This window comes from Solidesulfovibrio sp. (assembly GCF_029978005.1).
Lineage (GTDB): Bacteria > Desulfobacterota > Desulfovibrionia > Desulfovibrionales > Desulfovibrionaceae > Solidesulfovibrio.
In genome coordinates this window covers 20740-45426 of the sequence record NZ_JARKOZ010000155.1, presented here as the reverse complement: position 1 = coordinate 45426, position 24687 = coordinate 20740, and the positions used below count along the sequence as shown (strand labels likewise).

The 24687-nt window shown below is 68.1% G+C and carries 21 protein-coding genes; all 21 read left to right on the top strand.

The features are described 5' to 3' along the window. The first annotated feature begins 425 nt into the window (after positions 1–425). The 21 genes from Q1K70_RS17750 (at position 426) to Q1K70_RS17650 (ending at position 24650) form a co-directional block, all read left to right on the top strand. Complete coding sequence (locus tag Q1K70_RS17750; protein WP_300162461.1) at positions 426–986, top strand: 4Fe-4S dicluster domain-containing protein; 561 nt, start codon at positions 426–428, stop codon at positions 984–986. Beyond that, entirely contained in the window at positions 983–1882 is a 900-nt protein-coding gene (locus tag Q1K70_RS17745) for a CoB--CoM heterodisulfide reductase iron-sulfur subunit B family protein (RefSeq protein ID WP_300162459.1), read from the top strand. The genes Q1K70_RS17750 and Q1K70_RS17745 overlap by 4 nt, the downstream gene beginning before the upstream one ends. Before the next feature lie 3 nt (positions 1883–1885). Then, on the top strand, positions 1886–3844 hold the full coding sequence (locus Q1K70_RS17740) for a CoB--CoM heterodisulfide reductase iron-sulfur subunit A family protein (RefSeq protein ID WP_300162455.1): 1959 nt from the start codon (positions 1886–1888) through the stop codon (positions 3842–3844). Continuing rightward, complete coding sequence (locus Q1K70_RS17735; RefSeq protein WP_300162452.1) at positions 3832–4323, top strand: hydrogenase iron-sulfur subunit; 492 nt, start codon at positions 3832–3834, stop codon at positions 4321–4323. Before Q1K70_RS17740 ends, Q1K70_RS17735 begins: the two co-directional genes overlap by 13 nt. After that, positions 4310–5281, top strand: a complete 972-nt coding sequence (locus Q1K70_RS17730) for a 4Fe-4S dicluster domain-containing protein (RefSeq protein ID WP_300162449.1) — start codon at positions 4310–4312, stop codon at positions 5279–5281. Before Q1K70_RS17735 ends, Q1K70_RS17730 begins: the two co-directional genes overlap by 14 nt. Next, positions 5281–6336 carry a 4Fe-4S dicluster domain-containing protein gene (locus Q1K70_RS17725; protein ID WP_300162446.1) on the top strand — a complete coding sequence of 352 codons (1056 nt, stop codon included), beginning with the start codon at positions 5281–5283 and terminating at the stop codon, positions 6334–6336. The genes Q1K70_RS17730 and Q1K70_RS17725 overlap by 1 nt, the downstream gene beginning before the upstream one ends. A 15-nt stretch (positions 6337–6351) precedes the next feature. Continuing rightward, positions 6352–7188 (top strand): FAD/NAD(P)-binding protein, encoded by an 837-nt coding sequence (locus Q1K70_RS17720; protein ID WP_300162443.1) that lies wholly within the window; start codon positions 6352–6354, stop codon positions 7186–7188. A gap of 122 nt (positions 7189–7310) precedes the next feature. Further along, positions 7311–7802 (top strand): ferritin family protein, encoded by a 492-nt coding sequence (locus Q1K70_RS17715; protein ID WP_300162441.1) that lies wholly within the window; start codon positions 7311–7313, stop codon positions 7800–7802. 96 nt (positions 7803–7898) lie between these two features. Beyond that, a complete protein-coding gene (locus Q1K70_RS17710) occupies positions 7899–8747 on the top strand; it encodes a hypothetical protein (protein WP_300162438.1) in 849 nt (282 codons plus the stop codon). A 118-nt stretch (positions 8748–8865) separates the two neighbouring features. Continuing rightward, positions 8866–10197, top strand: coding sequence for an ATP-binding protein (locus Q1K70_RS17705; RefSeq protein ID WP_300162509.1), 1332 nt, complete (start codon positions 8866–8868; stop codon positions 10195–10197). Then, entirely contained in the window at positions 10190–11521 is a 1332-nt protein-coding gene (locus Q1K70_RS17700; protein WP_300162435.1) for a sigma-54 dependent transcriptional regulator, read from the top strand. Before Q1K70_RS17705 ends, Q1K70_RS17700 begins: the two co-directional genes overlap by 8 nt. A gap of 782 nt (positions 11522–12303) precedes the next feature. Next, entirely contained in the window at positions 12304–13326 is a 1023-nt protein-coding gene (locus Q1K70_RS17695) for a molybdopterin-binding protein (RefSeq protein ID WP_300162432.1), read from the top strand. 137 nt (positions 13327–13463) lie between these two features. Further along, the gene (locus Q1K70_RS17690; protein ID WP_300162429.1) at positions 13464–16214 is read left to right on the top strand and encodes a molybdopterin-dependent aldehyde oxidoreductase; all 2751 of its coding nucleotides are present in this window, start codon (positions 13464–13466) and stop codon (positions 16212–16214) included. Between the two features lie 85 nt (positions 16215–16299). Next, entirely contained in the window at positions 16300–18600 is a 2301-nt protein-coding gene (locus Q1K70_RS17685; protein WP_300162426.1) for a pyridine nucleotide-disulfide oxidoreductase/dicluster-binding protein, read from the top strand. A gap of 42 nt (positions 18601–18642) precedes the next feature. Then, positions 18643–18858, top strand: coding sequence for a DVU_1557 family redox protein (locus Q1K70_RS17680; RefSeq protein WP_300162423.1), 216 nt, complete (start codon positions 18643–18645; stop codon positions 18856–18858). Further along, positions 18858–19550: a DVU_1556 family methyltransferase gene (trsM, locus tag Q1K70_RS17675; RefSeq protein WP_300162420.1), complete on the top strand. Its 693-nt coding sequence runs from the start codon at positions 18858–18860 to the stop codon at positions 19548–19550. Before Q1K70_RS17680 ends, trsM begins: the two co-directional genes overlap by 1 nt. Then, positions 19547–19990 (top strand): DVU_1555 family C-GCAxxG-C-C protein, encoded by a 444-nt coding sequence (locus Q1K70_RS17670; protein WP_300162417.1) that lies wholly within the window; start codon positions 19547–19549, stop codon positions 19988–19990. Before trsM ends, Q1K70_RS17670 begins: the two co-directional genes overlap by 4 nt. Position 19991: 1 nt before the next feature. Beyond that, complete coding sequence (trsS, locus tag Q1K70_RS17665) at positions 19992–21344, top strand: radical SAM (seleno)protein TrsS (RefSeq protein ID WP_300162414.1); 1353 nt, start codon at positions 19992–19994, stop codon at positions 21342–21344. Continuing rightward, entirely contained in the window at positions 21341–22402 is a 1062-nt protein-coding gene (locus Q1K70_RS17660; protein WP_300162411.1) for a DVU_1553 family AMP-dependent CoA ligase, read from the top strand. The genes trsS and Q1K70_RS17660 overlap by 4 nt, the downstream gene beginning before the upstream one ends. Further along, positions 22399–23433, top strand: a complete 1035-nt coding sequence (locus Q1K70_RS17655; RefSeq protein WP_300162408.1) for an XdhC family aldehyde oxidoreductase maturation factor — start codon at positions 22399–22401, stop codon at positions 23431–23433. The genes Q1K70_RS17660 and Q1K70_RS17655 overlap by 4 nt, the downstream gene beginning before the upstream one ends. Continuing rightward, positions 23430–24650 carry a DVU_1551 family NTP transferase gene (locus tag Q1K70_RS17650; protein ID WP_300162404.1) on the top strand — a complete coding sequence of 407 codons (1221 nt, stop codon included), beginning with the start codon at positions 23430–23432 and terminating at the stop codon, positions 24648–24650. The genes Q1K70_RS17655 and Q1K70_RS17650 overlap by 4 nt, the downstream gene beginning before the upstream one ends. Positions 24651–24687: the final 37 nt, after the last annotated feature.

Sequence of the window (24687 nt, the reverse complement as noted above, 5' to 3'; positions counted from 1 at the left end):
CCGCCAGGGGGGCGGCTCTCCGGCCGAGACGGTGGCAGACGTCCCGGACCCGGAGGGATCTTGCGGCCGCGCGCCAAGTCCCGTCAGGGGCGCGCCGACGGGACGGCCATCGGGGAGGTCGGACGCGTTTTCCCGCCGCCCCAAGCCCCGGACAGACCAGAAACGCGTCCTGGCCGGGAGACTTTTTTACACAATTGTTCCGGTTCGTTACAAAGCAGTTTTCGATCAATACAGTGAAATAATAAGAATTTCTGTAAAATTTTTGAAAAATCATCCTCCAGGTGCGACACCCGGTCCGGGGTGGTCAAGCAATGACCGCCATGCTATCCACCTCGGACCGCGGTTGTCGTTTCTCCTGCCCTCGGGCGTCAGGGCGAACCGCTTGAGATAGACCCGTTTCTTTCACGTCAACCGGATAGGATCGTATGCAGACCATCAATCTCACCCGCGACTACGACGGCGATTTCGTTCACAGGGTGGAGGAAGAGTCCGGGCAGAACGTCAGCCTGTGCTACCAGTGCGGGAACTGCACGGCCGGCTGCCCGTACACCTTCGCCTACGACATCCCCGTCAGCCAGATCATGCGCCTGGTCCAGGCAGGACAGAAGAAGACCGTGCTGTCTTCCAAGTCCATCTGGCTGTGCGCCACGTGCGAGTCCTGCACGACCCGCTGCCCCAACCAGATCGACGTGGCCTGCGTCATGGACGTGCTGCGCCACATGGCCCGGCGCGAGGGACTGGCCGCCGTGCCGCAGGTCAAGACGTTCTGGGACAGCTTTCTGGACTCGGTCAAGGCCCACGGCCGCGTGTTCGAGCTCGGGCTCACCGTCAACTACGTCATGCGCACCGGCCGCTTCTGGACCGACCTTGACCTCGGACCCAAGATCTTCCCCAAGGGCAAGCTCTCCCTGAAGCCCCACGAGATCGCGGGCAAGGAGCACGTGGCCCGCATCTTCGAGCGTTTCGAGAGGGAGTCCAATTCATGAGCGAAGCCATCGCCTACTACCCGGGCTGCTCGGGCCTCGGCACCTCCAAGGAATACGACGCCTCCACCCGGGCCGTGTGCCGGACGCTGGGGCTCGACCTGGTGGACATCCCGGACTGGAGCTGCTGCGGCTCCACCCCGGCCCACACCAAGGACCACGTGCTGTCCGCCGCCCTGTCGGCCAGAAACCTCCAGCTCGTCTCCGGCATGGGCATCGCCTCCGCCGCCACCCCCTGCCCGAGCTGCCTGACCAACCTGCGCACGGCCAACCACCGGATGGAAGCGCCGGCCATGGCCGAGAAGGTCAACAAGCTCCTCGACGCCCCCTACGCCGGCGGCGTGGAAGCCATCTCCGTGCTCCAGGCCCTGGTGGAAAAAGTCGGCCTCGACGAGATCAAGGCCGCCGTGCGCACGCCGCTGACCGGCCTCAAGGTCGCCTGCTACTACGGCTGCATCATGAACCGGCCGCCCGAGCTCATGGCTTTCGACGACTGCGAGAACCCCATGGCCATGGACAACGTGCTGTCCGCCATGGGGGCCACCGTCGTGCCGTTCCCGCTCAAGGTCGAGTGCTGCGGCGCCTCCTACGGCATCCCGCGCCAGGACATCGTGGCCCGGCTCACGGGCAAGCTCCTGGACGTGGCGAAATCCGTCGGCGCGGACATGGTGGCCGTGGCCTGCCCGCTTTGCCAGATGAACCTGGACCTGCGCCAGGGACAGGTCAACCGGGCCCTTGGGACCAACTTCCGCATCCCCGTGCCCTATTTCACCCAGCTCATGGGCGTGGCCCTCAATGTCGCGGACGAGGAACTCGGTTTCGGACAGTTGTGCATCGACCCGAGGCCCGTACTGAACAAGGCCCTCTCGGGCGCGGACGCACAGGCGAAGGGAGCGTAGGCCATGCGAATCGGCGTTTTCATCTGCCACTGCGGCAGCAACATCGAAGGCACGGTGGACACCGCGACCGTGGCCAAGGCGTCCCTGGACTTTCCCGAGGTCGTCTACGCCACGGACACCATGTACGCCTGCTCGGAGCCCGGCCAGGACGGCATCATCCAGGCCATCAAGGACAAGAACCTCACCGGCGTGGTGGTGGCCTCCTGCACCCCGCGCATGCACGAGCCCACCTTCCGCCGGGCCGTGGAGCGCGCCGGACTCAACCGCTACATGTTCGAGATGGCCAACATCCGCGAGCACGTCTCCTGGATCGGTAAGGACCGCGAGGCCAACACCAACAAGTCCGTGGATCTGGTGCGCATCGCCATCGAGAAGCTGCGGCGCGACGCGCCGCTGTCTCCGAGCAAGTTCTCCATCAACAAGCGCGTGATGGTCATCGGCGGCGGCGTGGCCGGCATCCAGGCGGCGCTCGACTGCGCCGACGGCGGCCTCCAGGTCGTCCTGGTGGAGCGCGAATCCTCCATCGGCGGCAAGATGGCCAAGCTCGACAAGACCTTCCCCACGGTCGACTGCTCGAGCTGCATCCTCGGCCCCAAGATGGTGGACGTGGCCCAGCACGAAAACATCACCCTGCACGCCTACTCCGAGGTGGACGCCATCGGCGGCTACGTGGGCAACTTCCAGGTGCAGGTCAAGAAAAAGGCCACCTACGTCGACTGGACCCTGTGCACCGGCTGCGGGGCCTGCATGGAGAAGTGCCCGAGCAAGAAGAACCCTGACCGGTTCAACGAAAAGATCGGGCCCTGCACCTCCATCAACATCCCCTTCCCCCAGGCCATCCCGAAGAAGGCGGTCATCGACCCGACCACCTGCCGCCAGTTCGTCAAGGGCAAGTGCGGCGTGTGCGCGAAAGTCTGCCCCACCGGGGCTATCAAGTACGACATGGCCGACGAGATCGTGACCGAGGACGTGGGGGCCATCGTCGCCGCCACGGGCTACGACCTCTTCGACATCAGCAAGGTGACGGAATACGGCGGCGGGCGCTACCCCGACGTCATCACCGGCCTGCAGTACGAGCGCCTGCTCTCGGCCTCCGGCCCCACGGGCGGGCACATCAAACGGCCCTCCGACGGCAAGGAGCCGAAAAACGTCGTCTTCATCCAGTGCGTGGGCTCGCGCGACAAGTCCCTGGACCGGCCGTACTGCTCGGGCTTCTGCTGCATGTACACGGCCAAGCAGGCCATCCTGACCAAGGACCACATCCCGGATTCCCAGTCCTACGTCTTCTACATGGACATCCGCTCGCCCGGCAAAATGTACGACGAGTTCACCCGCCGGGCCATGGAGGAGTACGGGGCGCGCTACATCCGCGGCCGCGTGGCCATGGTCTACCCCAAGGACGGCAAGATGATCGTGCGCGGCGCGGACACCCTGGCCGGCACCCAGGTCGAGGTCGAAGCCGACCTGGTGGTCCTGGCCGCCGGCGCGGAAGCGGCCGTGGGCGCGCCCAAGCTCGCCGAGAAGCTGCGCATCTCCTACGACAAGTACGGCTTCTTCATGGAGAGCCATCCCAAGCTCAAGCCCGTGGAGACCAACACCGCCGGCGTCTACCTGGCCGGCTCCTGCCAGGGCCCCAAGGACATTCCCCAGTCCGTGGGCCAGGGCAGCGCCGCCGCCGCCAAGGTGCTGGCGCTGTTCTCCAAGGACATGCTGGAAAGCGACCCGCAGATCTCCCGCGTGGACATCAAGCGGTGCGTCGGCTGCGGCAAGTGCATCATCACCTGCCCGTTCAAGGCCATCAAGGAAGTGGAGTTCCGGGGCCAGAAGAAGGCCGAGGTCATCGAGACGGTCTGCCAGGGCTGCGGCCTTTGCACCTCGACCTGTCCCCAGGGCGCCATCCAGCTGTCCCACTTCACGGACAACCAAATCCTCGCGGAGGTCAACGCCTTATGCCAGTCCTGACCGGCAAGGAACTGCGTATCGTCGGATTTCTGTGCAACTGGTGCTCCTACGGCGGCGCGGACACGGCAGGCGTCGGGCGTTTCGGCCAACCCACGGACCTGCGCATCATCCGCGTCCCGTGCTCCGGGCGCATCGATCCGCTCTTTATCGCCAAGACGCTCATCAATGGGGCCGACGGCGTGCTCGTCTCCGGCTGCCATCCCCGCGACTGCCACTACGCCGAAGGCAACTTCTACGCCCGGCGTCGCCTGGAAGTGCTCAAGCGCTTCCTGCCCATCCTCGGCATCGACCCGGGCCGGTTCGACTACACCTGGGTCTCGGCCTCGGAAGGCCAGCGCTGGCAGAAGGTGGTGACGGTGTTCACCGAACAGATTCACGCCCTGGGCCCCGCGCCGCGTTTCGACGCCGTTTCCGCGGACATGCTGGCCAAGGCGGCGGCCGGGGCGCTCGGCCAAGGAGGCAACCGTGTCGCGGCTTGAGGAGCTCAAAACCCGCATCAAGGAGGCCCTGCCGGGCCTTGAATGCGTCATCGGCTGGCAGAAGGGCTACGACCCCCTCCACAACACGCCGCTTTTCATGCGCACGGACGCCGACGTGGACAAGCTCGAATGGGGCCCGCTCAACGTCCACAACCCCGCCGTGTACCTGCCCACCTTCACGGGCAAGAAGGTCGGCGTGGTGGTCAAGGGCTGCGACTCCCGCTCGGTGGTCGAGCTGCTCCAGGAAAACCTCATCAACCGCGACAACGTCGTCATCTTCGGCATGCCGTGTACGGGCGTGATCGACCTGTCCAAGGTCAAGGCCAGACTCGCCGGTGCCGGCGTCTCCGCCGGCACGGTCACGGCCGTGACCGACGACGGCAAGACGGTCTCCGTCACCGCCGGCGGCCAGACGACCGCCATGCCCCTGGCCGAGGTCCGGGCCGACAAGTGCGGCCGCTGCCAGTTCCCCAACGCGGTGCTGGCCGACGCCTACGTGGGCGACCCCATCGCCCCGGCCGCCCCGGCCGCGGCCGCGGACGCCGACCTGGCCGCGCTCGACGCCATGAGCGTGCCCGAGCGCATGGCCTTCTGGCGCTACCACATGGAGCGCTGCATCCGCTGCTACGCCTGCCGCAACGCCTGCCCCATGTGCGTGTGCCGCGACCACTGCATCGCCCAGAGCCGCGAGCCCCACTGGCTGACCCAGGACGACACGGCCACGGAAAAGCTCATGTTCCAGGTCGTCCACGCCCTGCACCTGGCCGGACGCTGCACGGAGTGCGGCGAGTGCCAGCGGGCCTGCCCCATGGACATCCCGGTGCTGGCCCTCAAAAAGCACCTGAACCGCACCATCCGCGACCTGTTCGACTACCAGGCCGGCGTGGACCCGCAGGCGATCCCGCCCTTGCTGCAGTTCAAGCTCGAGGAAGACAACATCAAGGAGCGTAGCTGGTAATGGCCGCTGTCAAATATATCGCGAGCGACAAGCTCCCCGATTGGCTCAAGTCCCTGGCCGCCAAGAGCCGGGTGCTCGTTCCCGTCGCGGAAGGCGGCGGCGTGGTGTTCCGGCCCTATGCGCCGGGCTGCCGGCCCGTCTTCGACAGCGACGCCACCGCCCCGCCCAAGGGCGCCGTCTTCCCGGCCTGCCAGGAACTGTTCCGCTACGAGCAGGGCAAGGACCCGGAAGATCCCGGCAAGCCCACCCTCAAGCTCATTGCCTCGACCGAAGCCGAGCCCACCGTGGTCTTCGGGGCCAAGCCCTGCGGGGCGCGGGGATTCCTCATCTTCGACCGCGTCTACATCGGCAAGAAGTTCCCGGACCCGTATTACATCGCCGCCCGCGAGGCCACGGTCTTCGTGACCATGGCCTGCGCCGCGGCCAACGTGGAAAACACCTGCTTCTGCCACTGGGTCGGCTCCGGCCCGGCGGACGGCTCGGGCTCGGACGTGCTGCTGACCCCCGTGGCCGGCGGCTACACGGCCGAGGCCGTCACGGACAAGGGCGCGGCCCTGCTCGAGGACCCGGCGCTGGCCGACGGCGCGGCCAAGGCCGACGAAGCCGCCGCGGTCAAGGCCGCCGCCCGGGAGGTCCTGGGCGAGGCCCCGGACATCGCCGCCTCTCCGGCGGCGCTTTTGGCCGCCTTCGACGACGCGGACTTCTGGCGCGACCAGTCGGACAAGTGCGTCAGCTGCGGGGCCTGCACCTACCTGTGCCCGACCTGCTACTGCTTCACCATCACCGACGAGCCCAAAGGGATGTCCGGCCGGCGCATGCGTTCCTGGGACGCCTGCATGCACTTCCAGTTCACCCTGGAGGCCTCGGGCCACAACCCCCGGCCGACCAAGGCCCATCGCCTCAAAAACCGCGTGGGCCACAAGTTCAGCTATTATCCCACCCTGCATGACGGGCTCGTCGCCTGCTGCGGCTGCGGCCGGTGCATCAAGAGCTGTCCGGTCTCGGTGGACATCCGCGAGATCGTGCAAAACGCCGTGGCCAGGGCCAAGGGCTAGAGGGGTGTTAAGACCATGACCGATCCGTTCAATCCCTATCTGCCGGAAGTGGCCACCATCCTGGAGACGGTCCAGGAGACCCACAACATCAAGACCTTCCGGGTGCGCTTCGACGACGAGGCCAAGATGGCCGCCTTCAAGTTCGAGCCCGGCCAGGTCGGCCAGCTGTCCGCCCCGGGCATCGGCGAATCCACCTTCGTCATCAATTCGCCCCCCACCCGCATGGACTACCTCCAGTTCTCGGTCATGCGGGCCGGCGAGGTGACCACCATGCTCCACGGCCTGAACGCCGGGGACAAGGTGGGCGTGCGCGCCCCGCTCGGCAACTGCTTCCCGTACGAGGCCATGAAGGGCAAGAACATCGTGTTCGTCGGCGGCGGCATCGGCATGGCCCCGCTGCGCACGCTGTTCCTCTACATGCTCGACAACCGGGCCGACTACGGCGACATCACGCTGCTCTACGGCGCGCGCTCCCCGGCGGACATGGCCTTCTCGGCCGAGTTGCCGGAGTGGACCTCGCGAGCCGACGTGAACACCACGCTCACGATCGACCGCGAGGCCGACGGCTGGGCGCACAAGGTGGGCCTCATTCCCAACGTGCTGCTGGAGCTCGCGCCCAAGCCCGAGAACACCGTGGCCGTGACCTGCGGCCCGCCCATCATGATCAAGTTCACCCTGGAGGCCCTCAAGAAGCTCGGCTTCGAGGACGACCAGATCGTGACCACGCTGGAAAAACGCATGAAGTGCGGCATCGGCATCTGCGGGCGCTGCAACATCGGCTCGAGCTACGTCTGCGTGGACGGCCCGGTGTACACCTACGCCCAGCTCAAGGCCCTGCCCAACGAACTGTAAACGGCGGATGCGACGCAGGCGACGCGAGTGACAGAAGCCATCGTCACCGCCCCGTCCGGGGGGTCCGGGGGGGATGATCCCCCCCGGCCGCCGGAGGCATCCTAACTTTCAAGGAGACGTACATGGCACGCTTTTTCAGCGCCAGCGATATCGTGGGCACGGCCGTGGAGATCGAACGGCGCGGCCGCAACGTCTACAGCAAGGCGGCGGCCGCCGCGACCAACCCGGACGTCAAGCGCTTCCTGGAGTTCTTCGCCGGCGAGGAGGCCCGCCACCAGGCCATCTTCGAGGCCATGGCCGGGCGGATCGCCAAGATCGAGATCCCGGCCGGCAGCGACGAAGAGGAATACATGGACTACGTCCAGGCCCTGCTCGATTCCCACGCCCTTTTCTGCGGGGGCGCGCCGGAAAAGGACCTGGCCGACGCGGCCGACGCCGTCGCGGCCATCGAGCTGGCCAGCCGGTTCGAGAAGGACACCATCCTCTACTTCCGCGAGATGATGGATCTCCTGCCGGCGGCCGAAGGCAGCATCGTGAAACAGTGCCTGGACGAGGAACGCGGCCACCTGCGGCAGCTTCGCGGCATGCTGGCCACCCTCAAACGCCAGGCGTAACGGCTCTCGCGACGGGCCGTCCCCCGCGGCCGGCCCGCCGCCATATTTTCGCCCGTCCGCGTCCGGCGCGGGCGGCCGCAGGCAAGGGGGAGCACCATGTATCACGACGAAATCGCTTTCGACGCCATGCCCCTGGCCAACCCTTTCGACGCCGAGGCGCGCCCGGGCCCGGCCGACGCCCTGGAACAGGGCTTTTCCGACCGCCTGGCCGGCCTGCTCCTGGCCTCGGACCTCTTCGCCGCCCGCAATCCCGGACCCCGCACCCGCTGCGACGGCGCGCCCCTGGCCGCCTGCTGGGACGGCGCGGACGTGCGCTACTGCGGCGAGCGCCTGGACCAGGACGACCTGGACGCCTTTCTCGGCTGTCTGCTGCTGGCTTTCCGCGAATCCGGCCGCTCGGGCGCGGCCCGGTTCCGGCTGCGCGACCTCACGCGGCTCATCCGGCCCAAGGGCCGGCGCTTCGACGCCAGGCGGCTGGAACGGTCGCTGTGGCGGCTGGCCGGGGCCCGCATCGAGATCGAGGAAGGGGCCGGCTGCGTGCGCATGCAGGTCAGGCTGCTGCACACCCTGCTGTGCGACCGCGAAGCCGGCATCTGCGCCCTGGACGTGAACCCCCGCCTCATGGCCGGCCTGCGCGCCGCCGCCGTGGTGGAACGGCTGCTGGCCGCCCGCGCGCCGCTCGGCGCCGCGCCCTTCCCCCGCTGGCTGGCGGCACTCCTTTCCCATGGTCCGTCCACACTGCGCCTGGACATGGCCGCCCTGCGCCGCCTGTCCGGGCTCACCCGCCAGCCCATGCCGGCCTTCAGGCTGCGGGCCATCGCCGCCTTGCAGGATTTCCTGGATCTCGGCTATGTTGCCGCCATAGAGCCGGTCGGACCGGACAGGCTCGTGGTCAGGCGTCCCGAGGCCCGAGGCGAGGAGCCGGCCTGCCTGCTCCTGTCCTGACCGCGGCGCGCGCATGGACGGGATCATGGCAGCCCAGGACAGCAAGGAGCACCCGGAGCGAGGCGCATCCGGAAAGGGCGTGCGCGGCGTCAGCCTCGGCGCGGCGGCCCTGCGCGCCATGCCCTTCCGCCGCCTGCCCCTGGACGTGGCCCGGGAGGGCCGGGAATCCTTCATGATGCCCTCACGGCTGCGTTCCTGCCCCTATCCCCTGTCCGGGCCCGAGATTCCTCCCGAGGCCCCGCCGCATCCGACGACCCTCGAGGACCTCATCGGCATCGAGCACAGCAAGCTCGGCTTCTACCAGGAGCTGCGCCAGAAGGTGCAGGAGCTGCGCGAGGCCCACGAGGAATCGGAGCTGCGCCGCCAGGAGATCGCGGCCATCCTCGACGGCATCACCGACATCATGATGGTGCTTACCAAGGATTTGCGCATCATCTCGGTCAACCACGTCTTTCACGAGCTCTTCAACGTGCCGCGCCCCGAGGGACAGCACTGCTACAAGCTCTTCCGCGACGCCGAGCGGCCCTGCCCGGAATGCCCGGCCCACCGGTCGTTCAAGTCCAACGCCGTGTGCCGCTGCATGGGCGTCTTCAAGATCGGGGGGCTCACGCGCCAGTTCGAAATGGTGGCCTCGCCCATCCACAACCCCGACAGCCCCGAGTCGCGCATCCTCATCTTCAAGCGCGACGTGACCATGGAGCAGGAATACCAGGCCAAGTACTACCAGGCCGAGAAGATGGCCACCATCGGCATGCTGGCCGCGGGCGTGGCCCACGAAATCAACAACCCCCTCACGGCGGTCTACGGCCTGGCCGAGGGCATCCGCCGCCGCCTGCCCGTGATCCGCTCCGCCGTGGACGACGCCCTTTTCACCGACGTGTCGGAGTACACCGAGACCATCCTCATGGAGTGCCGGCGCTGCCGCGACATCGTGCGCTCCATGCTGTCCTTCTCCAGGCCCCATACCCTGGCCTTCTCGCCGGTGTGCTTAAACGAAGTGGTCACCGACACCCTGAGCATCCTGCGCTCCCACCTGGAAGAGCGCGGCAAGCAGGGGCTTTCCCTCACGGTCAACCTCTTCGCCGGCCTGCCCACGGTGCCGGGCGACGAGGCCCAGCTCAAGCAGGTGCTGCTCAACATCCTCGTCAACTCCATGGACGCCATCCACGGCGAGGGCGAGATCACCATCACCACCCACCCGGAAAACGACAACACGGTCAACCTTTCCGTGGAGGACACCGGCTGCGGCATCCCGCCCGAGAACATGGACAAGCTCTTCAACCCCTTCTTCACGACCAAGCCCGTGGGCAAAGGCATCGGCATCGGCCTGGCCGCCTGCTACAGCATCGTGCGCGAACACCACGGCGTCATCGAGGTGGCCAGCGAAGTGGGCCTCGGCACGCATTTCACCGTGAAACTCCCCCTGGACAGCGGCGACACCCGTGAATAATCCCTATTGCGTCCTCGTCGTCGACGACGAACCCTCCATCGGCAAGCTCCTGCTCAAGGAGCTCACCACGCCCGCCCGCACCATCCACGTGGCCTCCTGCGCCCGCGAGGCCCGGGAACTCTTCGCGAAAAACGAATACGAGGTGGCGGTGCTCGACATCCGCCTGCCCGACGTCAACGGCATCGAGTTCATGGTGGAGCTGCGCACCAAGCAGGAGGACCTGGAGACGATCCTGGTCACCGGCCACGGGGCCATCGACACGGCCGTGGAGGCCATGAAGCTCGGGGCCTTCGACTACGTGACCAAGCCGTTCAACCTGGCCGAGCTGGAGCTTCTCATCGAGCGGGCCTACCAGCGCACCTTCCTGCGCCGGGAGAACCGGCGGCTGCGCCACTTCCAGGGCCAGACCCCGCCGGTCAAGCTCATCGGCAACTCCCCGGCCATCAAGCAGGTGCGCTACCTCATCGAAAAGGTGGCCCCCACCGAGGTGCCGGTGCTCATCACCGGCGAATCCGGCGCGGGCAAGGAGGTGGCGGCCCACCTCATCCAGTCGCTGTCCAAGCGCGCGGACAAGCCTTTCTTCATCAAGAACTGCGCGACGCTGCAAAAGGAACTGGCGAGAAGCGAGCTCTTCGGCCATTTGCGCGGATCGTTCACCGGCGCCGTGGAGAACAGCGACGGCTTCATGGCCTTCGCCAACAAGGGCACGCTTTTCCTCGACGAGATCGGCGAGTTGCCCATCGAGGTGCAGGCGGCGCTCCTTCGCGTGCTCGAGAACAAGACCTACCGTCGGGTGGGCGAGAAAGAGGAGCGCCGGGCGGACATCCGGCTGCTTTTCGCCACCAATCGCGAACTGGTCAAGGAAGTGGCCGAGGGGCGCTTCCACGAGGCGCTTTTCCACCGCATCAACGTCTTCAACATCGAGATGCCGGCCCTTCGCGAGCGTCGGGAGGACATTCCGCTCCTGGTGGAGTTCTTCCTGTCGCGCCTGACCGCCGGCCAGGCCCCCTACCGCATTTCCGACCGGGCCATGAAGTGCCTCACGGGCTACGACTGGCCGGGCAACGTGCGGGAGCTGCGAAACGTCATGGAGCGCTCCATCATCCTCTCGGAAAACAACCTCATCACCGAACACGCCCTGCCCCGCGAGTTTCTGGAACCGGCCCGGGCCGAGGAGGAGATCCTGACGCTGGAGGCCAAGGAGAAGGAGCACATCGCGAAAGTGCTCAACTTCTACGACAACAACCGGTCGCTCGCCGCCGAGGCGCTCGGCATCTGCCGCAAGACCCTTTACCGCAAGATCCGCCAGTACAGCCTGTTCTAGGCGTCGCGCCGCCGTCCCCTGTCCCGACCCGGCAACGGTCTGCGCAGCGGGGCCGTCACCCGGCGGCGCGGTCCGCGCCGCCGCTCCACCTGCCTTCACCGTCCGCCTTCCCTGCCCAGCCGCGCGGCCCTTTCCGTCCCGGAAGGCGGCCGGCCAGGCGAGCTTTCGACCCAAAAGGCGACAGCATATGTTCTATATAACATAGCTATTGCAGTGCTTTTTTCTATGTTTACATTAGCATTGCAGAATCAGCCATCGACTTTGCGTAGACGTTGTCGCCTTTTGACCCATTTTCCAGGCCCCGGTGGATCAAAATTACTTTACGCTTGATTCATAAAAATTATCAGCATGTTAAATCAACTGCCCCCCCTCCTGGGCAACTTCCGGAACTGTCAGCGTGTCACACTGGCAGACCTTCCAGCGTGATAGTTGTCCCCGATCACCGCCATTGGCGGGTTTTCCCGGCCCGAAGCCTTGGCCTGCTTCTTGCTGTTTCCATGTACCATATGCCAGAAGCGACCCGGCAAACCAGCAGTTTCGCCCATTCACGGCCAAGCCTCCCGCAAGATTCGGGATCGCCATGGTTCGCGGAACGCAGCAAAACTATGTTAGACTTAACACATCATTCGTCAGTCTTGGTCTTGCCCGTTCAGGAAAGACACAGGACCTTGGTCCAGACGCACGGCGGGAGCGTCGATCTGCGATCACGCTTTCAAAATAATCGTGACTCTAGTGCGTGCGCTTCCGGCCGGGCCGCCGAGTTGACAAGGAAGGAGTAGTCCATGCGCAGCGTTCCCGTCGAACAGGCCCAGGGCATGGTCCTTTGCCACGACATCACCCGCATCGTGCCGGGCGAGGGCAAGGGGCCGGCCTTCCGCAAGGGCCACGTCATCGCCCCCGAAGACATCCCCGCGCTGCTGCGCCTGGGCAAGGAGCACATCTACGTCTGGGACCTGGCCGAGGGTCTGGTGCACGAGGACGACGCGGCCGCGCGCATCGCCCAGGCCGTGGCCGGACCGGGCACGACGCTCACCCAGCCCTGCGAGGGCCGCATCAACCTGCTGGCCGACCGGCGCGGGCTGCTCAAGATCAACGTCGAGGCGCTTTTCCGGCTCAACTCCATCGAAGAGGTGACCATCGCCACCATCCACGGCGACGCGGTGGTCTCCCCGGGCCAGATGCTGGCCGGCACCCGGGTGGTGCCCCTGGTGGTGGCCGGGCAGCGCCTGGAGGCGGTGGAGGCGGTCACGGCCGAAACCGGCCCGGTGGTCACGGTGATGCCGTTTCGGCCGCTGCGCGTGGGCGTGGTGACCACGGGCGGCGAGGTCTACCACGGCCGCATCGAGGACAAGTTCGGCCCGGTGCTGCGCCGCAAGTTCGACGACCTGGGCTGCGCGGTCTTCCGCCAGGTCATCGTGCCCGACGACCGGGACATGACCGTGCGGGCCATCCGCCAGCTCCTGGCCGAGGGCGCGGAGATGATCGCGGTCACGGGCGGCATGTCCGTGGACCCCGACGACCTCTCCCCCTCGTCCATACGGGCCGCCGGCGGCGAGGTGGTCACCTACGGCTCGCCGACCTTCCCGGGAGCCATGTTCATGCTGGCCTACATCGGCGACGTGCCCGTGGTCGGGCTGCCCGGCTGCGTCATGTACCACAAGGCCAGCATCTTCGACCTGACGGTGCCGCGGCTCGTGGCCGGCGAAAAGCTGACCCGGTCCGACATCGTGTCCCTGGGCCATGGCGGGTTGTGCGCCATGTGTCCGGAGTGCCGTTACCCGCTGTGCGGGTTCGGCAAGAATTAGGCGTACCGCGGCCGATGGCCGTTGTCTGAGGTACATCCGCGCGAGGGCGATTGCAGGAGGCGCGCTGGGCCACGACCCGAAACCGCGTCCCGCGTCGGCGAAAACGGTAATCCTCTAACCAGAGCACGGAGAAAAGCATGGAAATTGCAAAAAAATTGGAAAAAATCTGGGTCGTGAACGGTATTGAGCGCAAGCTCATCGTCGATCCCGATGCCTTCCTGTCCGAAGTGCTGCGCGAACAAATGCATCTGGTCGGCACCAAGGTCGGTTGCGGCAAGGGCCAGTGCGGCGCCTGCTCCGTCATCCTCGACGGCAAGGTCGTTCGCGCCTGCATCACCAAGGTCCGTCGCATCGAAAATCACGCCAACATCACCACGATCGAAGGCTTGGGCAACCCCAAGAACCTGCACCCGCTGCAGGTGGCCTGGGTGGTCAACGGCGCGGCCCAATGCGGTTTCTGCACCCCGGGCTTCATCATGTCCGCCAAGGGCCTGCTGGACGAAAATCCCAAGCCCACCCGCGAGCAGGTGCGCGATTGGTTCCAGAAGCACAAGAACGTGTGCCGTTGCACCGGCTACATCCCGCTGGTCGACTCCGTCATGGACGCCGCCAAGGTGCTGCGCGGCGAAATGACCCTGGACATCAACCACAACTTCCCGGCCGACGGCAACATCTTCAATTCCCGTGCGCCGCGTCCCTCCGGCGTGGCCAAGGTCACCGGCCAGTGGGCCTTCGGCGACGACCAGAAGCTCCAGCTGCCCTCCGACACCCTGCACCTGGCCATCGTCGAGGCGCGGGTGTCCCACGCCAACATCAAGGGCATCGACTACTCCGAAGCCCTCAAGATGCCGGGCGTGCACAGCGTCATCACCGCCAAGGACGTCAAGGGCAAGAACCGCATCACGGGCCTGATCACCTTCCCCACCAACAAGGGTGACGGCTGGGATCGTCCCATCCTTTGCGACACCAAGGTGTTCCAGTACGGCGACGCCATCGCCCTGGTCGCGGCCGACAACGAAAAGAACGCCCGCGCCGCCGCCGAAAAGGTCAAGGTCGACCTGGAAGTCCTGCCGGCCTACATGAGCGCCCCGGCGGCCATGGCCGAGGACGCCATCGAGATCCACCCCGGCACCCCCAACGCCTACTACAAGCAGGGCCTGGAGAAGGGCGACGATCCCAGCCCGTTCTTCAGCAGCTCCGACTGCGTGGTGGCCGAAGGCAGCTACTACACCCAGCGCCAGCCGCACCTGCCCATCGAGCCCGACGTCGGCTACGCCATGTACGACGAGGACGGCATCCTGCGCATCTACTCCAAGTCCATCGGCCTGTACCTGCACCTGTACATGATCGCCCCGGGCCTGGGCGTCGAGCCGGACAAGATCGCCCTGATCCAGCTGCCCACCGGCGGCACCTTCGGCTACAAGTTCAGCCCGACCATGGAAGCCCTCGTCGGCGCCGCCACCATGGCCACCGGCCGCCCCTGCCACCTGCACTACAACTATGCGCAGCAGCAGTACTACACCGGCAAACGCTCCCCGTTCTGGACCACCGGCAAGGTCGCCGCCGACAAGAAGACCGGCAAGATCAAAGGCACCCAGCACGAGTGGATCGTCGACCACGGTCCCTACTCCGAGTTCGGCGATCTGCTGACCCTGCGCGGCGCCCAGTACTTCATGGCCGGTTACGGCATCCCGAACATGCGCGCCGTCGGCTACTGCGTAGCCACCAACCACGGTTGGGGTTCGGCCTTCCGCGGCTACGGTTCGCCGGAGATCATGTTCCCCTCCGAAGTGCTCATGGACGAGCTGGCCCTCAAGGGCGGCTGGGATCCGCTGGAACTGCGTTACGTCAACTGCTACCGTCCGGGCGACACCACCCCGACCGGGCAGGTGCCTGATTCCTTCATGTATCCCGAGATGATCGACATCCTCCGGCCCAAGTACAAGCAAGCCATGGCCAACGCCAAGCGGCACTCCACCGACACCCTCAAGAAGGGCGTGGGCGTGGCCTTCGGCATCTACGGCTCGGGCCTTGACGGCGCGGACTCCGCCGGCGCCGACGTCGAGCTCAATCCCGACGGCACCATCACGATCTTCAACACCTGGCAGGACCATGGCCAGGGTTCCGACCTCAGCACCCTGTGCATCGCCCACGAGGCCCTCAAACCCCTGGGCATCCCGGCCTCCAAGCTGAAGATCTTCCTCAACGACACCAGCAAGTGCCCGAACTCCGGCCCGGCCGGCGGTTCCCGCTCCAACGTCCTGGTCGGCAACGCCATCATCAACGGCTGCACGCAGCTCGTCGACGCCATGCGCAAGCCCGACGGCTCGTTCCGCACCTATGACGAGATGGTCAAGGGCGGCCTCAAGACCAAGTACAACGGCACCTGGACCCAGCCGGCCACCGATTGCGACCCGAACACCGGCCAGGGCAACCCGTTCGCCAACTACATGTACGGCCTGTTCATGGCCGAAGTCACCGTGGACACCACCACCGGCAAGACCCAGGTCGACAAGATGACCATGGTGGAAGACATCGGCACCCTGACCAACCGCCAGACCGTCGACGGCCAGAACTGGGGCGGCCTGGCCCAGGGCATCGGCCTGGCCCTGACCGAGGACTTCGAGGACATCAAGAAGCACTCCTCCCTGGCCGGCGCCGGCGTGCCCTACATCAAGGACATCCCGGACGTCATGGAGCTGATCTACGTCGATTCGCCGCGTGAACACGGCCCGTTCGGCGGTTCGGGCGTCGGCGAAGTGCCGCTGTGCGGTCCGCACCCGGCCATCATCAACGCCATCGCCAATGCCACCGGCGGCGCCTTCGTCCGTCACCTCCCGGCCTATCCCGAGAAGGTGCTGGCCGCCATCAAGGAGCTTGGCAAGTAACCTTCGGGGCTTTACACTCCGCTAAAAAGCAACAACGGGACGGGCGCGTCGCGCCCGTCCCGTTGTTGCCCACCGGAAGGCATCCATGAATCAGCAGGAACTGCGAGACATCGAGTACCGGTGCATCGAGGAAGAACAGCCCACTTGCCAGGCCGCCTGCCCCATCTCCGTGGACGTGCGCGCCTTCATGGGCAAAATGGCCGCCGGGGACGTCGCCGGCGCCCGCAAGATACTCGACCGCACCATGCCCTTGCCTGGCGTCCTCGGACGTATCTGCGACCACCCCTGCGAACTCGCCTGCATCCGGCAAAACGCCGGCGGCGCCCTGGCCGTCGGTGATCTCGAGCGCAGCTGCGTCATGGCTTCGCCATCCGGCGGCAAGCCCATGCTCATGCCGTCCAAGGGCAAGACCGTGGCCGCCCTCGGCGGCGACATGAGTTCCCTGACCTTGGCCTGGGATCTGGCCAAAAAGGGCTTCGCCGTAACCCTCTACGTCGCCGGCGACAAGCCCGGCGGCAAACTCAACGACATTTCCCCCGACGTCCTGCCGCCCGAGGCCTTGGCCGAGGGAATCGACATGCTCGGCCGCATGGGCGTCGCCATCAAGACCGGCCAGACCGTGGACGCAGCGCTGCTCGACACCCTCGCCGCCGCGTGCGACGCCGTCTACGTCGAATGCGCCGGCCGCGACCTCTGCGGCCTTTCCCGGGCCGATGTCGACGCCGTCACCCTGCAGGGCCCCAAGCCGAACATCTTTTGCGGCGGCTGGCCCCAGCCTGACGGCTCCCGGTCCATCATCTCCCTGGTCGCCGAAGGACGCCGGGCCGCCATGACCATCGACCGCCTCACCGCCGGCGCCAGCCTGACCACCAGCCGGGAAAAGGAAGGCGTCACCAAGACCCGGATATTCACCAGCCTGAAAGACGTGCCCGCCGTGCCCCGCACCGAACCGGCCGACCACCTCGCCGGATTCGCCCCGGACGCCGCCAAGGCCGAGGCCGCCCGCTGCCTCCAGTGCGACTGCATGGAATGCGTCAAGGTCTGCGAATTCCTCAAGCACTACAAAGGCTATCCCAAGCTCTACGCCCGTCAGATCTACAACAACCTCTCCATCGTCCTCGGCAACCACTACCTGAATCGCATGATCGACTCGTGCACGCTGTGCGGGCTGTGCACCGAGGTCTGCCCCGAAGATTTCTCCATGGCCCAGCTCTGCCTGGATTCGCGCCGCGACATGGTCACACGCGGCAAGATGCCGCCTTCGGCCCACGAATTCGCCCTGGAGGACATGGCCTTTTCCAACGGCCCGGACTTCGCCCTGATGCGCGACGAACCTGGCAAGGACAGCTGCACCCACCTCTTTTTCCCCGGCTGCCAGCTCGGCGGCGAACCCGACAGCCGCATCCCTGAGGCCTATGCCTTCCTGCGGCGAAAGCTCGCCGGCGGCGTGGCCCTCTCTCTCGGCTGCTGCGGCGCGCCGGCCCTGTGGGCCGGCCGGCAGGCGCTCTTCGAAGAAGTCGTGGCCGCGTTCAAGACCCAGTGGGAAGCCCGGGGCAAGCCGCGCCTGATCACCGCCTGCGCCTCCTGCCTGGCCGTGTTCCGCCAAGCCGCGCCGGACATCCCGGCCGTGTCCCTGTGGCAGGTCATGAACGAAGAAACCGGCCTGCCGGAGGCGGCCGGCTGCGTCCCGGCCGCGCCCGTCGCCGTGCACGACTCCTGCACCTCGCGCCACGACGCGCAGACCCAGGCCGCCGTGCGCGCGATCCTGAAAAAACGCGGCGTCCCCTTCGAGGAACTGCCCCTTTCCGGCCGCTATACCGAATGCTGCGGCTTCGGCGGCCTGGTCGGCAACGCCCATCCGGAACTGGCCAAGGCCATCACCACGCGCCGCGCCGCCGCCTCGGACAGGGATTTTCTGGCCACCTGCGCCATGTGCCGCGACCGGCTGGCCCACGTGGGCAAACGAGCCTACCACCTGCTCGACCTGCTCTTCCCGGGCAAGGACGGCGCCGATGCGGCCGCGCGGCCCGATCCCGGCTTCTCCATGCGTCACGAGACCCGGGCGCGACTGCGCCGGGAACTGCTCGCCACGGTCTGGAACGAACAGGTGGACGCCAAGGCCCCGGCCGGCCCGGACTTCGTGGTCAGCCCCGAGGTGCGCGCCGTCATGGAAGCGCGCCACATCCTCGACGACGACGTCAAACGCACCCTGGCCCATGCCGAAGGCACCGGGCGCAAGTTCCTCGACCGCGAGACCGGACATTTTCTGGCCAGCTTCACGCCGCATCGCGTGACCTACTGGGTGGAGTACGTGATGGAAGGCGGCACGGCCAGGGTGTTCACCGCCTACAGCCACCGCATGACCGTTGTCGGCGTGGGGAAATAAGAGGAAGAGGCCTCCGGCGACCGGAGGCACGGAGACACACCGATGGCTGAATCACTGGTTTATCTGCCCCAATCCGGCGACTGGATCTGCTGCTCCTGCGGGGATCCCCTGGAGCCTCGGGACGCCTCGGTCACTTATCTCGAAGGCGGCTTCACCATCCAGGTGCTCACCTGCCCCAGGTGCAACATGGCGCTTTTGCCCGAGTACGTCGCCATGGGCAAAATGCTGGAAGTGGAGCAGCTGCTGGAGGACAAGTAGTGGCCCTGGCCGCCGCGCCCTACGAACGCGAGGATTTCCGGCGCGTGGCCGGCGATGCCTTGCGGCCCGGCGGGCTGGCCCTGACCGAGAAGGCTCTGGCGGCCTGCCGGTTTTCGCCCGCGGACAGGGTGTTGGACCTCGGCTGCGGCCCGGGTCTGACGCTCGGCCGCCTGGCGAGGGAAGGGCTTTTCGCCCTGGGCCTCGACGCCTCCGAGGCGTTTTCGGCCCAGGCCGCCGCCCACGGTCCGGCGCTGCGGGGCCGCGCCCAGGCTCTTCCCCTTCGCGACGGCTGCCTGGACGGCGTCTTTTGCGAATGCGTGCTCTCGGCCACGGGCGATGCGCCGGCGAGTCTGTCCGAGATCGCCCGCGTGCTGCGCCCGGGCGGACTGCTCGCCCTTTCCGACCTCTACCTGCGCGCCGGCGGACCGCCGGGCGACGGCGCGGCCGGCTGCATCGCCGGGGCCGTCCCCCGCGAGGTCCTGATGGGCCAAATCGCCCATGCCGGCTTCAAACCCCTTTTCTTCGAGGACCACACCCGGCTTCTGACCGAACTGGCCTGTCGCCTGACCTTCGCCCTGGGCTCGGCCAAAAGCGTCGTCGCCATGATCACGGGCCGCGATCCGGCATGCGCCGGCGGACCGCGTCCGCGCCTGGGCTATTGTCTGCTCGTGGCCGCCAAGGAGACTTCATGAATCCCGTCATGCTCGAAATCATGCCCCTTGCGGCCAAGAACTACTGTTGCAGCCAGATCCTCATGCTGCTGGCCCTGCGCGCCCAGGGCGTCGAGAACTGGGAGCTGGTGCGCGCCACGTCGGGCGTGTGCCACGGCATGGGCGCCTCGGGACTCACCTGCGGCATCCTCACCGGCGGCTGCCTGGTGCTCGGCCTGTACGTCGGCCGGGGCCGGGAGGAGGAGATGCCCCATGAGCGGGCCGACCTCTTCGTCACCGAGTTCGTGGACTGGTTCCGCGACCGGGTGGTGCCGGATTTCGGCGACATCACCTGCCAGGCCGTGATGGGCGACGGCAAGCCGGACATGACCCGCTGCGGCGGCCTGCTGGCCGAGGCCTGGACGCAAATACTCACCATTCTGACCGAGGCCGGCATCGATCCGTCGCTGCCCCGGGAATGACATGACCGCGCCCACCGGTTCCTTTCCGACCACGAGCCTTTGCCCGGTGTGCCTGCGCCGGGTGGCCGCCCGGCGCGAGTGCGACGGCCCGGACGGCTACGTCGTCAAGACCTGCCCGGAGCACGGGGAGTTCCGTGTCCGGTTCTGGCACGGCCCTCCCGGGCTTTCCGGCTGGAACCGGCCAAAGGCCCCGGGCGAGCCGCCGCCGCGCCTGACCGAATCGCGCCTGGGCTGCCCCCACGATTGCGGCCTGTGCCCGGAACACGGCCAGCGCACCTGCACCGCCCTTTTCGAGGTCACCGGCCGGTGCAACCTGCGCTGCCCGGTCTGCTTCGCCGCCGCTGGCGAGGAACCCGGCCCGGACCCCTCCCTCGACGAGCTCGCGGCGCGTTTCACCAGCATTTTCGAGGTGGTCGGGCCGGTCAACGTGCAGCTTTCCGGCGGCGAGCCCACCGTGCGCGACGACCTGCCCGAGGTGGTGGCCGCCTGCCGCCGGGCCGGGTTTTCCTTCGTGCAGGTGAACACCAACGGCCTGCGCCTGGCCGACGACCCGACCCTGGCCGCGCGCCTGGCCGACGCCGGCCTGGCCTCGGTCTTTTTGCAGTTCGACGGCGACGACGACGCCTGCCGGACGCTTCGCGGCGCGCCGCTTCTGGACAAAAAGCTCAAGGCCATCGACGCCTGCGTGGCAACCGGCATCGGCGTGGTGCTCGTGCCGACCGTGGCCCCGGGGGTCAACGACGGCCAGCTCGGCGACCTCGTGCGCCTGGCCCGGGCCAAGGCCCCGGGCGTGCGCGGCGTGCATTTCCAGCCCGTGAGCTCCTTCGGCCGCTTTCCCTGGCAGTCCGGGGACGGCGCGCGCGTGACCCTGCCCGACCTCATGCGCGGCCTGGAGGAACAAACCGGCGGCATGATCCGGGCCGGGCACTTCCATCCCCCGGGCTGCGAGCATTCCCTGTGCTCCTTTTCCCAGCCCTATCTGCTGACAGGCGAGGACGGGCTTTCGCCGGCCGCCGCCACGGGCAAGACCTGCTGTTCCCCTGCCCCCATCGCCGCCGACGAGGGGGCGCGCCGGGCCAAGAGCTTCGTGGCCCGGCAATGGGCCGCGCCGACCTTTCCGCCGGAAAGCTCCGGCCCGGCCGACGACTTCGACCGCTTCCTGGCCGACGCCGCCACCTCCAAGCGGCTCACCATCTCGGCCATGGCCTTCCAGGACGCCTGGACGCTCGACCTCGAGCGCGTGCGCGGCTGCTGCATCCACGTGGCCACGCCCGACAACCGGCTGGTCCCCTTTTGCCTCTACAACCTCACGGCCGCGGACGGCCGCACGCTCCATCGGGGGAGGCAGCCGTGAGACCAAGCCCGGTGGACGCCCTCGTCGCCGCCGGCCTCGGCCGGCCGGGCGCGGCCCCCGATCCCGAGGCGCTCGCCCGCTGGCGGCTCCCCGCCCTCGGCCGGGCCGTGCGCCACGCGGCCAGGGCCCCTTTCTACCGCGAACGCCTGGGCGCGCTGCCGGCGGATTTCCCGCGCAGCCTGGCCGAGTTCCAGGCCCTGCCCTTCACAACCCCGGCCGACCTGACCGGGGGCCACGCCCGGTTCCTGGCCGTGTCCCAGGACGACGTGGCCCGGATGGTGACGCTTTCCACCTCCGGCACCACCGGCGCGCCCAAGCGCGTGGCCTTCACCGCCGCCGACGTGGAGGACATCCGCCGCTTTTTCCATGTCGGCATCGCCACGCTGGTCGAGCCCGGCGACACGGTGCTCATCCTCATGCCCGGGGAGCGGCCGGACAGCATCGGCGACCTGCTGTGCCGGACGCTGCCGCGCCTGTCCGCCCGGGGCCTGCTCGGCGACCCCACGGGCGACCCGGGAAACCTGCGCCGGGACCTCGAAACGCACCGGCCCGACGTGCTGGTGGCCGCGCCCTCCCAGATCAGGCGAGCCCTGGACGACGCGGCCGTGTGCGCCGCCGCCAGGGATACCCTGCGAAACGTCCTGCTCTCGGCCGAGGCCCTGCCCGAGGGCTGGAAGGAGCTCCTGGCCGACCGGTTCGGGGCCGTGGTCTTCGACCACTACGGGGCCACGGAGATGGGCTACGGCGGCGGGGTGGAATGCGAGGCCTTCGCCGGCTACCATCTGCGCGAAACGGAACTCTTTTTCGAGGTCGTGGACATGGCCACGGGTTCCCCCCTGCCGGACGGCCAGGCGGGCGAGGTGGTCTTCACGACGCTGACCGCGCGCGGCATGCCCTTCGTGCGCTACCGTACCGGCGACGCCGCGCGCTGGCTTCCCGGCCCCTGCCCCTGCGGCAGCGGGCTTCGCCGCCTGGGCCCCATCCTCGGCCGCATCGTGCGCGGCGAGCACGGCCCGAAACTCGTCAATCCAGCCAAGGGAGCGGCCAATCGCCCATGATCGAACTCATTCGCGCCATCAATTCCACCTTGGCCCAGGGACGGCCCGCGGTCGCGGCCACCATCGTGACAAGCGAAGGCTCCACGCCGCGCACCGCCGGCTCCAAGATGCTCGTCTTCGAGGGCGACGCCATCGCCGGCACGGTGGGCGGCGGCCTGGCCGAGGGCCAGGTCATCGCCGCCGGCAGACAGGTCCTCGACTCGGGAGCCTCCCGCCTCATGGACTTCGACATGACCGGCCAGGCCGAAAAGGGGGCGGACCTCATCTGCGGCGGCCGCATGCGCGTCTTCCTGGAGCGCCTGAACCCCGACGCGGCCACCACATCCCTGTACGCCGCCCTGGAGGACATCCTGGCCAAGGGTGGCCGGGCCCTCGTGCTCACGCCCCTGGACGGCCCGGGCGACCCGGGAAGCACGCTGCTGCCGCCAGGCGGCGGCTTCGCCGGACCCGATCCCGGCGAGGCGGCGCTCGCCGCCGCCAGGGAGCGGGGCAGGCGCGTCACGGCCCCGGTGGTCCTTGACTGCGCCGGCCGCAGCTTCTTCCTGGAGCCGGTAGCCTCGCCCACGCCGCTTCTCATCTGCGGCGGCGGCCACGTCAGCCGGCCCACGGCGCAGATCGCGGCCATGGTCGGCTTCCGGGTCACGGTCCTCGACGACCGGGCGGAATTCGCCGCCCCCGAGCGCTTCCCCTTCGCCGCCGAAACGGCCGTCATCGACCCGGCCGCGGGCTGGTTCGCCGGCCGGGCCATCGGCCCCGACGCCTTCCTGGTCATCGTCACGCGCGGCCACGCCCACGACGCCGAGGCCCTGGCCGAGGCCCTGCGCACCCCGGCCGCCTACATCGGCATGATCGGCTCGCTCCCCAAGCGCGACGCCATCTACGACAAGATGCTGGCCGCCGGCTTCACCAAGGCCGACATCGCCCGGGTGAAAAGCCCCATCGGCCTCGAGATCGAGGCCGAGACGCCCGAAGAGATCGCGGTGAGCATCGTGGCCGAGATGATCGCTTGCCGGGCCGGCGCGCGGCCATGACCGCGCGGCGCTCCTTTCCCCGGGCCTGCGCCGTGGTCCTGGCCGGCGGGCTCTCCTCGCGCATGGGGGCGCGCTTCAAGCCGCTCCTGCCCCTGACCGACGGGCGAAGCGCCCTGGCCTGCCTGGCCGGGGCCTTCCGCCGGGCCGGCGTCGGCGACATCCTGGTCGTCACCGGCCACCGCGCCCCGGAAGTGACCGATGAGGCGCGCCGCCTGAGCCTGCGCACCGTGCACAACCCGGACTACGAGACCGGCATGTTCTCCACGGTCAAGGCGGGACTGGCCGCCCTGCCCGGGGACTGCCGCGCCTTGTGCATCACCCCGGTGGATGTGCCGCTTTTCCGGCCGGCCACGGCGGCGCGGTTGCTTTCGCGCCTGGAAGAGGAAGACGCGCCTGACGTGGTCTATCCGGTCTTTTCCGGCGAACGCGGCCATCCGCCCTGCCTGCGCGCCGCCATCGTCCCGCGTCTTCTGGCCCACGTGGGCAACGGCGGCCTGCGCCAGGCCCTGGCCCCGTTCCCCTTCGAGGAGGTCGCCGTCCCGGACGCCAACATCCTGGCCGACATGGACACCCCGGACGACTACGCCGCCCTGCGCGCCCTGGCCCCCCGCCGGGGCATCCCCACCCCGGCCGAGGCCGAGGCCCTGCTCGCCATCGAGAAGGTCCCGCCCCAGGGGCTGGCCCACGCCCGAGGCGTGGCCGCCGTGGCCGAGGCCCTGGCCAAGGCGCTCAACGCCGCCGGAGCGAGCCTCGACGTGGCCCTGGTCAAATCCGCCGCCCTGCTCCACGACGTGGCCAAGGGCAACAAGCACCACGAGGCCGCCGGCGGAGCGCTGCTCGAATCCCTGGATTTCGACGCGGCCGCGCCCATCGTGGCCGCCCACCGCGACTGCCTGCTGGCCGACGACGCGCCCCTGACCGAAAAGGAAATCGTCTACCTGGCCGACAAGTTCGTCTTCGGCCGCTGGCTCGTGCCCGTGGCCTCCCGCTTCGGCCAGAAGCTCGACCTGTTCGCCCACGATCCCGAGGCCGCCGCCGCCATCGTCCGCCGCCGGGGCAACGCCCTGCGCGTCCTGGCCCGGGTCGAGGCCCAAATGGGGGCCAGGGCCGAGGACGTCATCAAGGCCGCCGGCTTCCGCCCCGGCCCGCCCCCGGCCGAGGCCTACGCGGCGGCCAAGGCCAGGGGCGCCGCCCCTGGACCTCGCCGGGGGGAATAATTCCCCCCGGACCCCCTTGATGGGGGGAAAGGGTTGG

Coding starts and splice junctions, on each gene's coding strand:
- Q1K70_RS17650 (WP_300162404.1), top strand. CDS start 23,430: ATGACCGCGCGGCGCTCCTTTCCCCGGGCCTGCGCCGTGGTCCTGGCC.
- Q1K70_RS17655 (WP_300162408.1), top strand. CDS start 22,399: ATGATCGAACTCATTCGCGCCATCAATTCCACCTTGGCCCAGGGACGG.
- Q1K70_RS17715 (WP_300162441.1), top strand. CDS start 7,311: ATGGCACGCTTTTTCAGCGCCAGCGATATCGTGGGCACGGCCGTGGAG.
- Q1K70_RS17705 (WP_300162509.1), top strand. CDS start 8,866: ATGCCCTTCCGCCGCCTGCCCCTGGACGTGGCCCGGGAGGGCCGGGAA.
- Q1K70_RS17740 (WP_300162455.1), top strand. CDS start 1,886: ATGCGAATCGGCGTTTTCATCTGCCACTGCGGCAGCAACATCGAAGGC.
- Q1K70_RS17745 (WP_300162459.1), top strand. CDS start 983: ATGAGCGAAGCCATCGCCTACTACCCGGGCTGCTCGGGCCTCGGCACC.
- trsS (WP_300162414.1), top strand. CDS start 19,992: ATGACCGCGCCCACCGGTTCCTTTCCGACCACGAGCCTTTGCCCGGTG.
- Q1K70_RS17710 (WP_300162438.1), top strand. CDS start 7,899: ATGTATCACGACGAAATCGCTTTCGACGCCATGCCCCTGGCCAACCCT.
- Q1K70_RS17690 (WP_300162429.1), top strand. CDS start 13,464: ATGGAAATTGCAAAAAAATTGGAAAAAATCTGGGTCGTGAACGGTATT.
- Q1K70_RS17680 (WP_300162423.1), top strand. CDS start 18,643: ATGGCTGAATCACTGGTTTATCTGCCCCAATCCGGCGACTGGATCTGC.
- Q1K70_RS17670 (WP_300162417.1), top strand. CDS start 19,547: ATGAATCCCGTCATGCTCGAAATCATGCCCCTTGCGGCCAAGAACTAC.
- Q1K70_RS17725 (WP_300162446.1), top strand. CDS start 5,281: ATGGCCGCTGTCAAATATATCGCGAGCGACAAGCTCCCCGATTGGCTC.
- Q1K70_RS17750 (WP_300162461.1), top strand. CDS start 426: ATGCAGACCATCAATCTCACCCGCGACTACGACGGCGATTTCGTTCAC.
- Q1K70_RS17735 (WP_300162452.1), top strand. CDS start 3,832: ATGCCAGTCCTGACCGGCAAGGAACTGCGTATCGTCGGATTTCTGTGC.
- Q1K70_RS17685 (WP_300162426.1), top strand. CDS start 16,300: ATGAATCAGCAGGAACTGCGAGACATCGAGTACCGGTGCATCGAGGAA.
- Q1K70_RS17695 (WP_300162432.1), top strand. CDS start 12,304: ATGCGCAGCGTTCCCGTCGAACAGGCCCAGGGCATGGTCCTTTGCCAC.
- Q1K70_RS17720 (WP_300162443.1), top strand. CDS start 6,352: ATGACCGATCCGTTCAATCCCTATCTGCCGGAAGTGGCCACCATCCTG.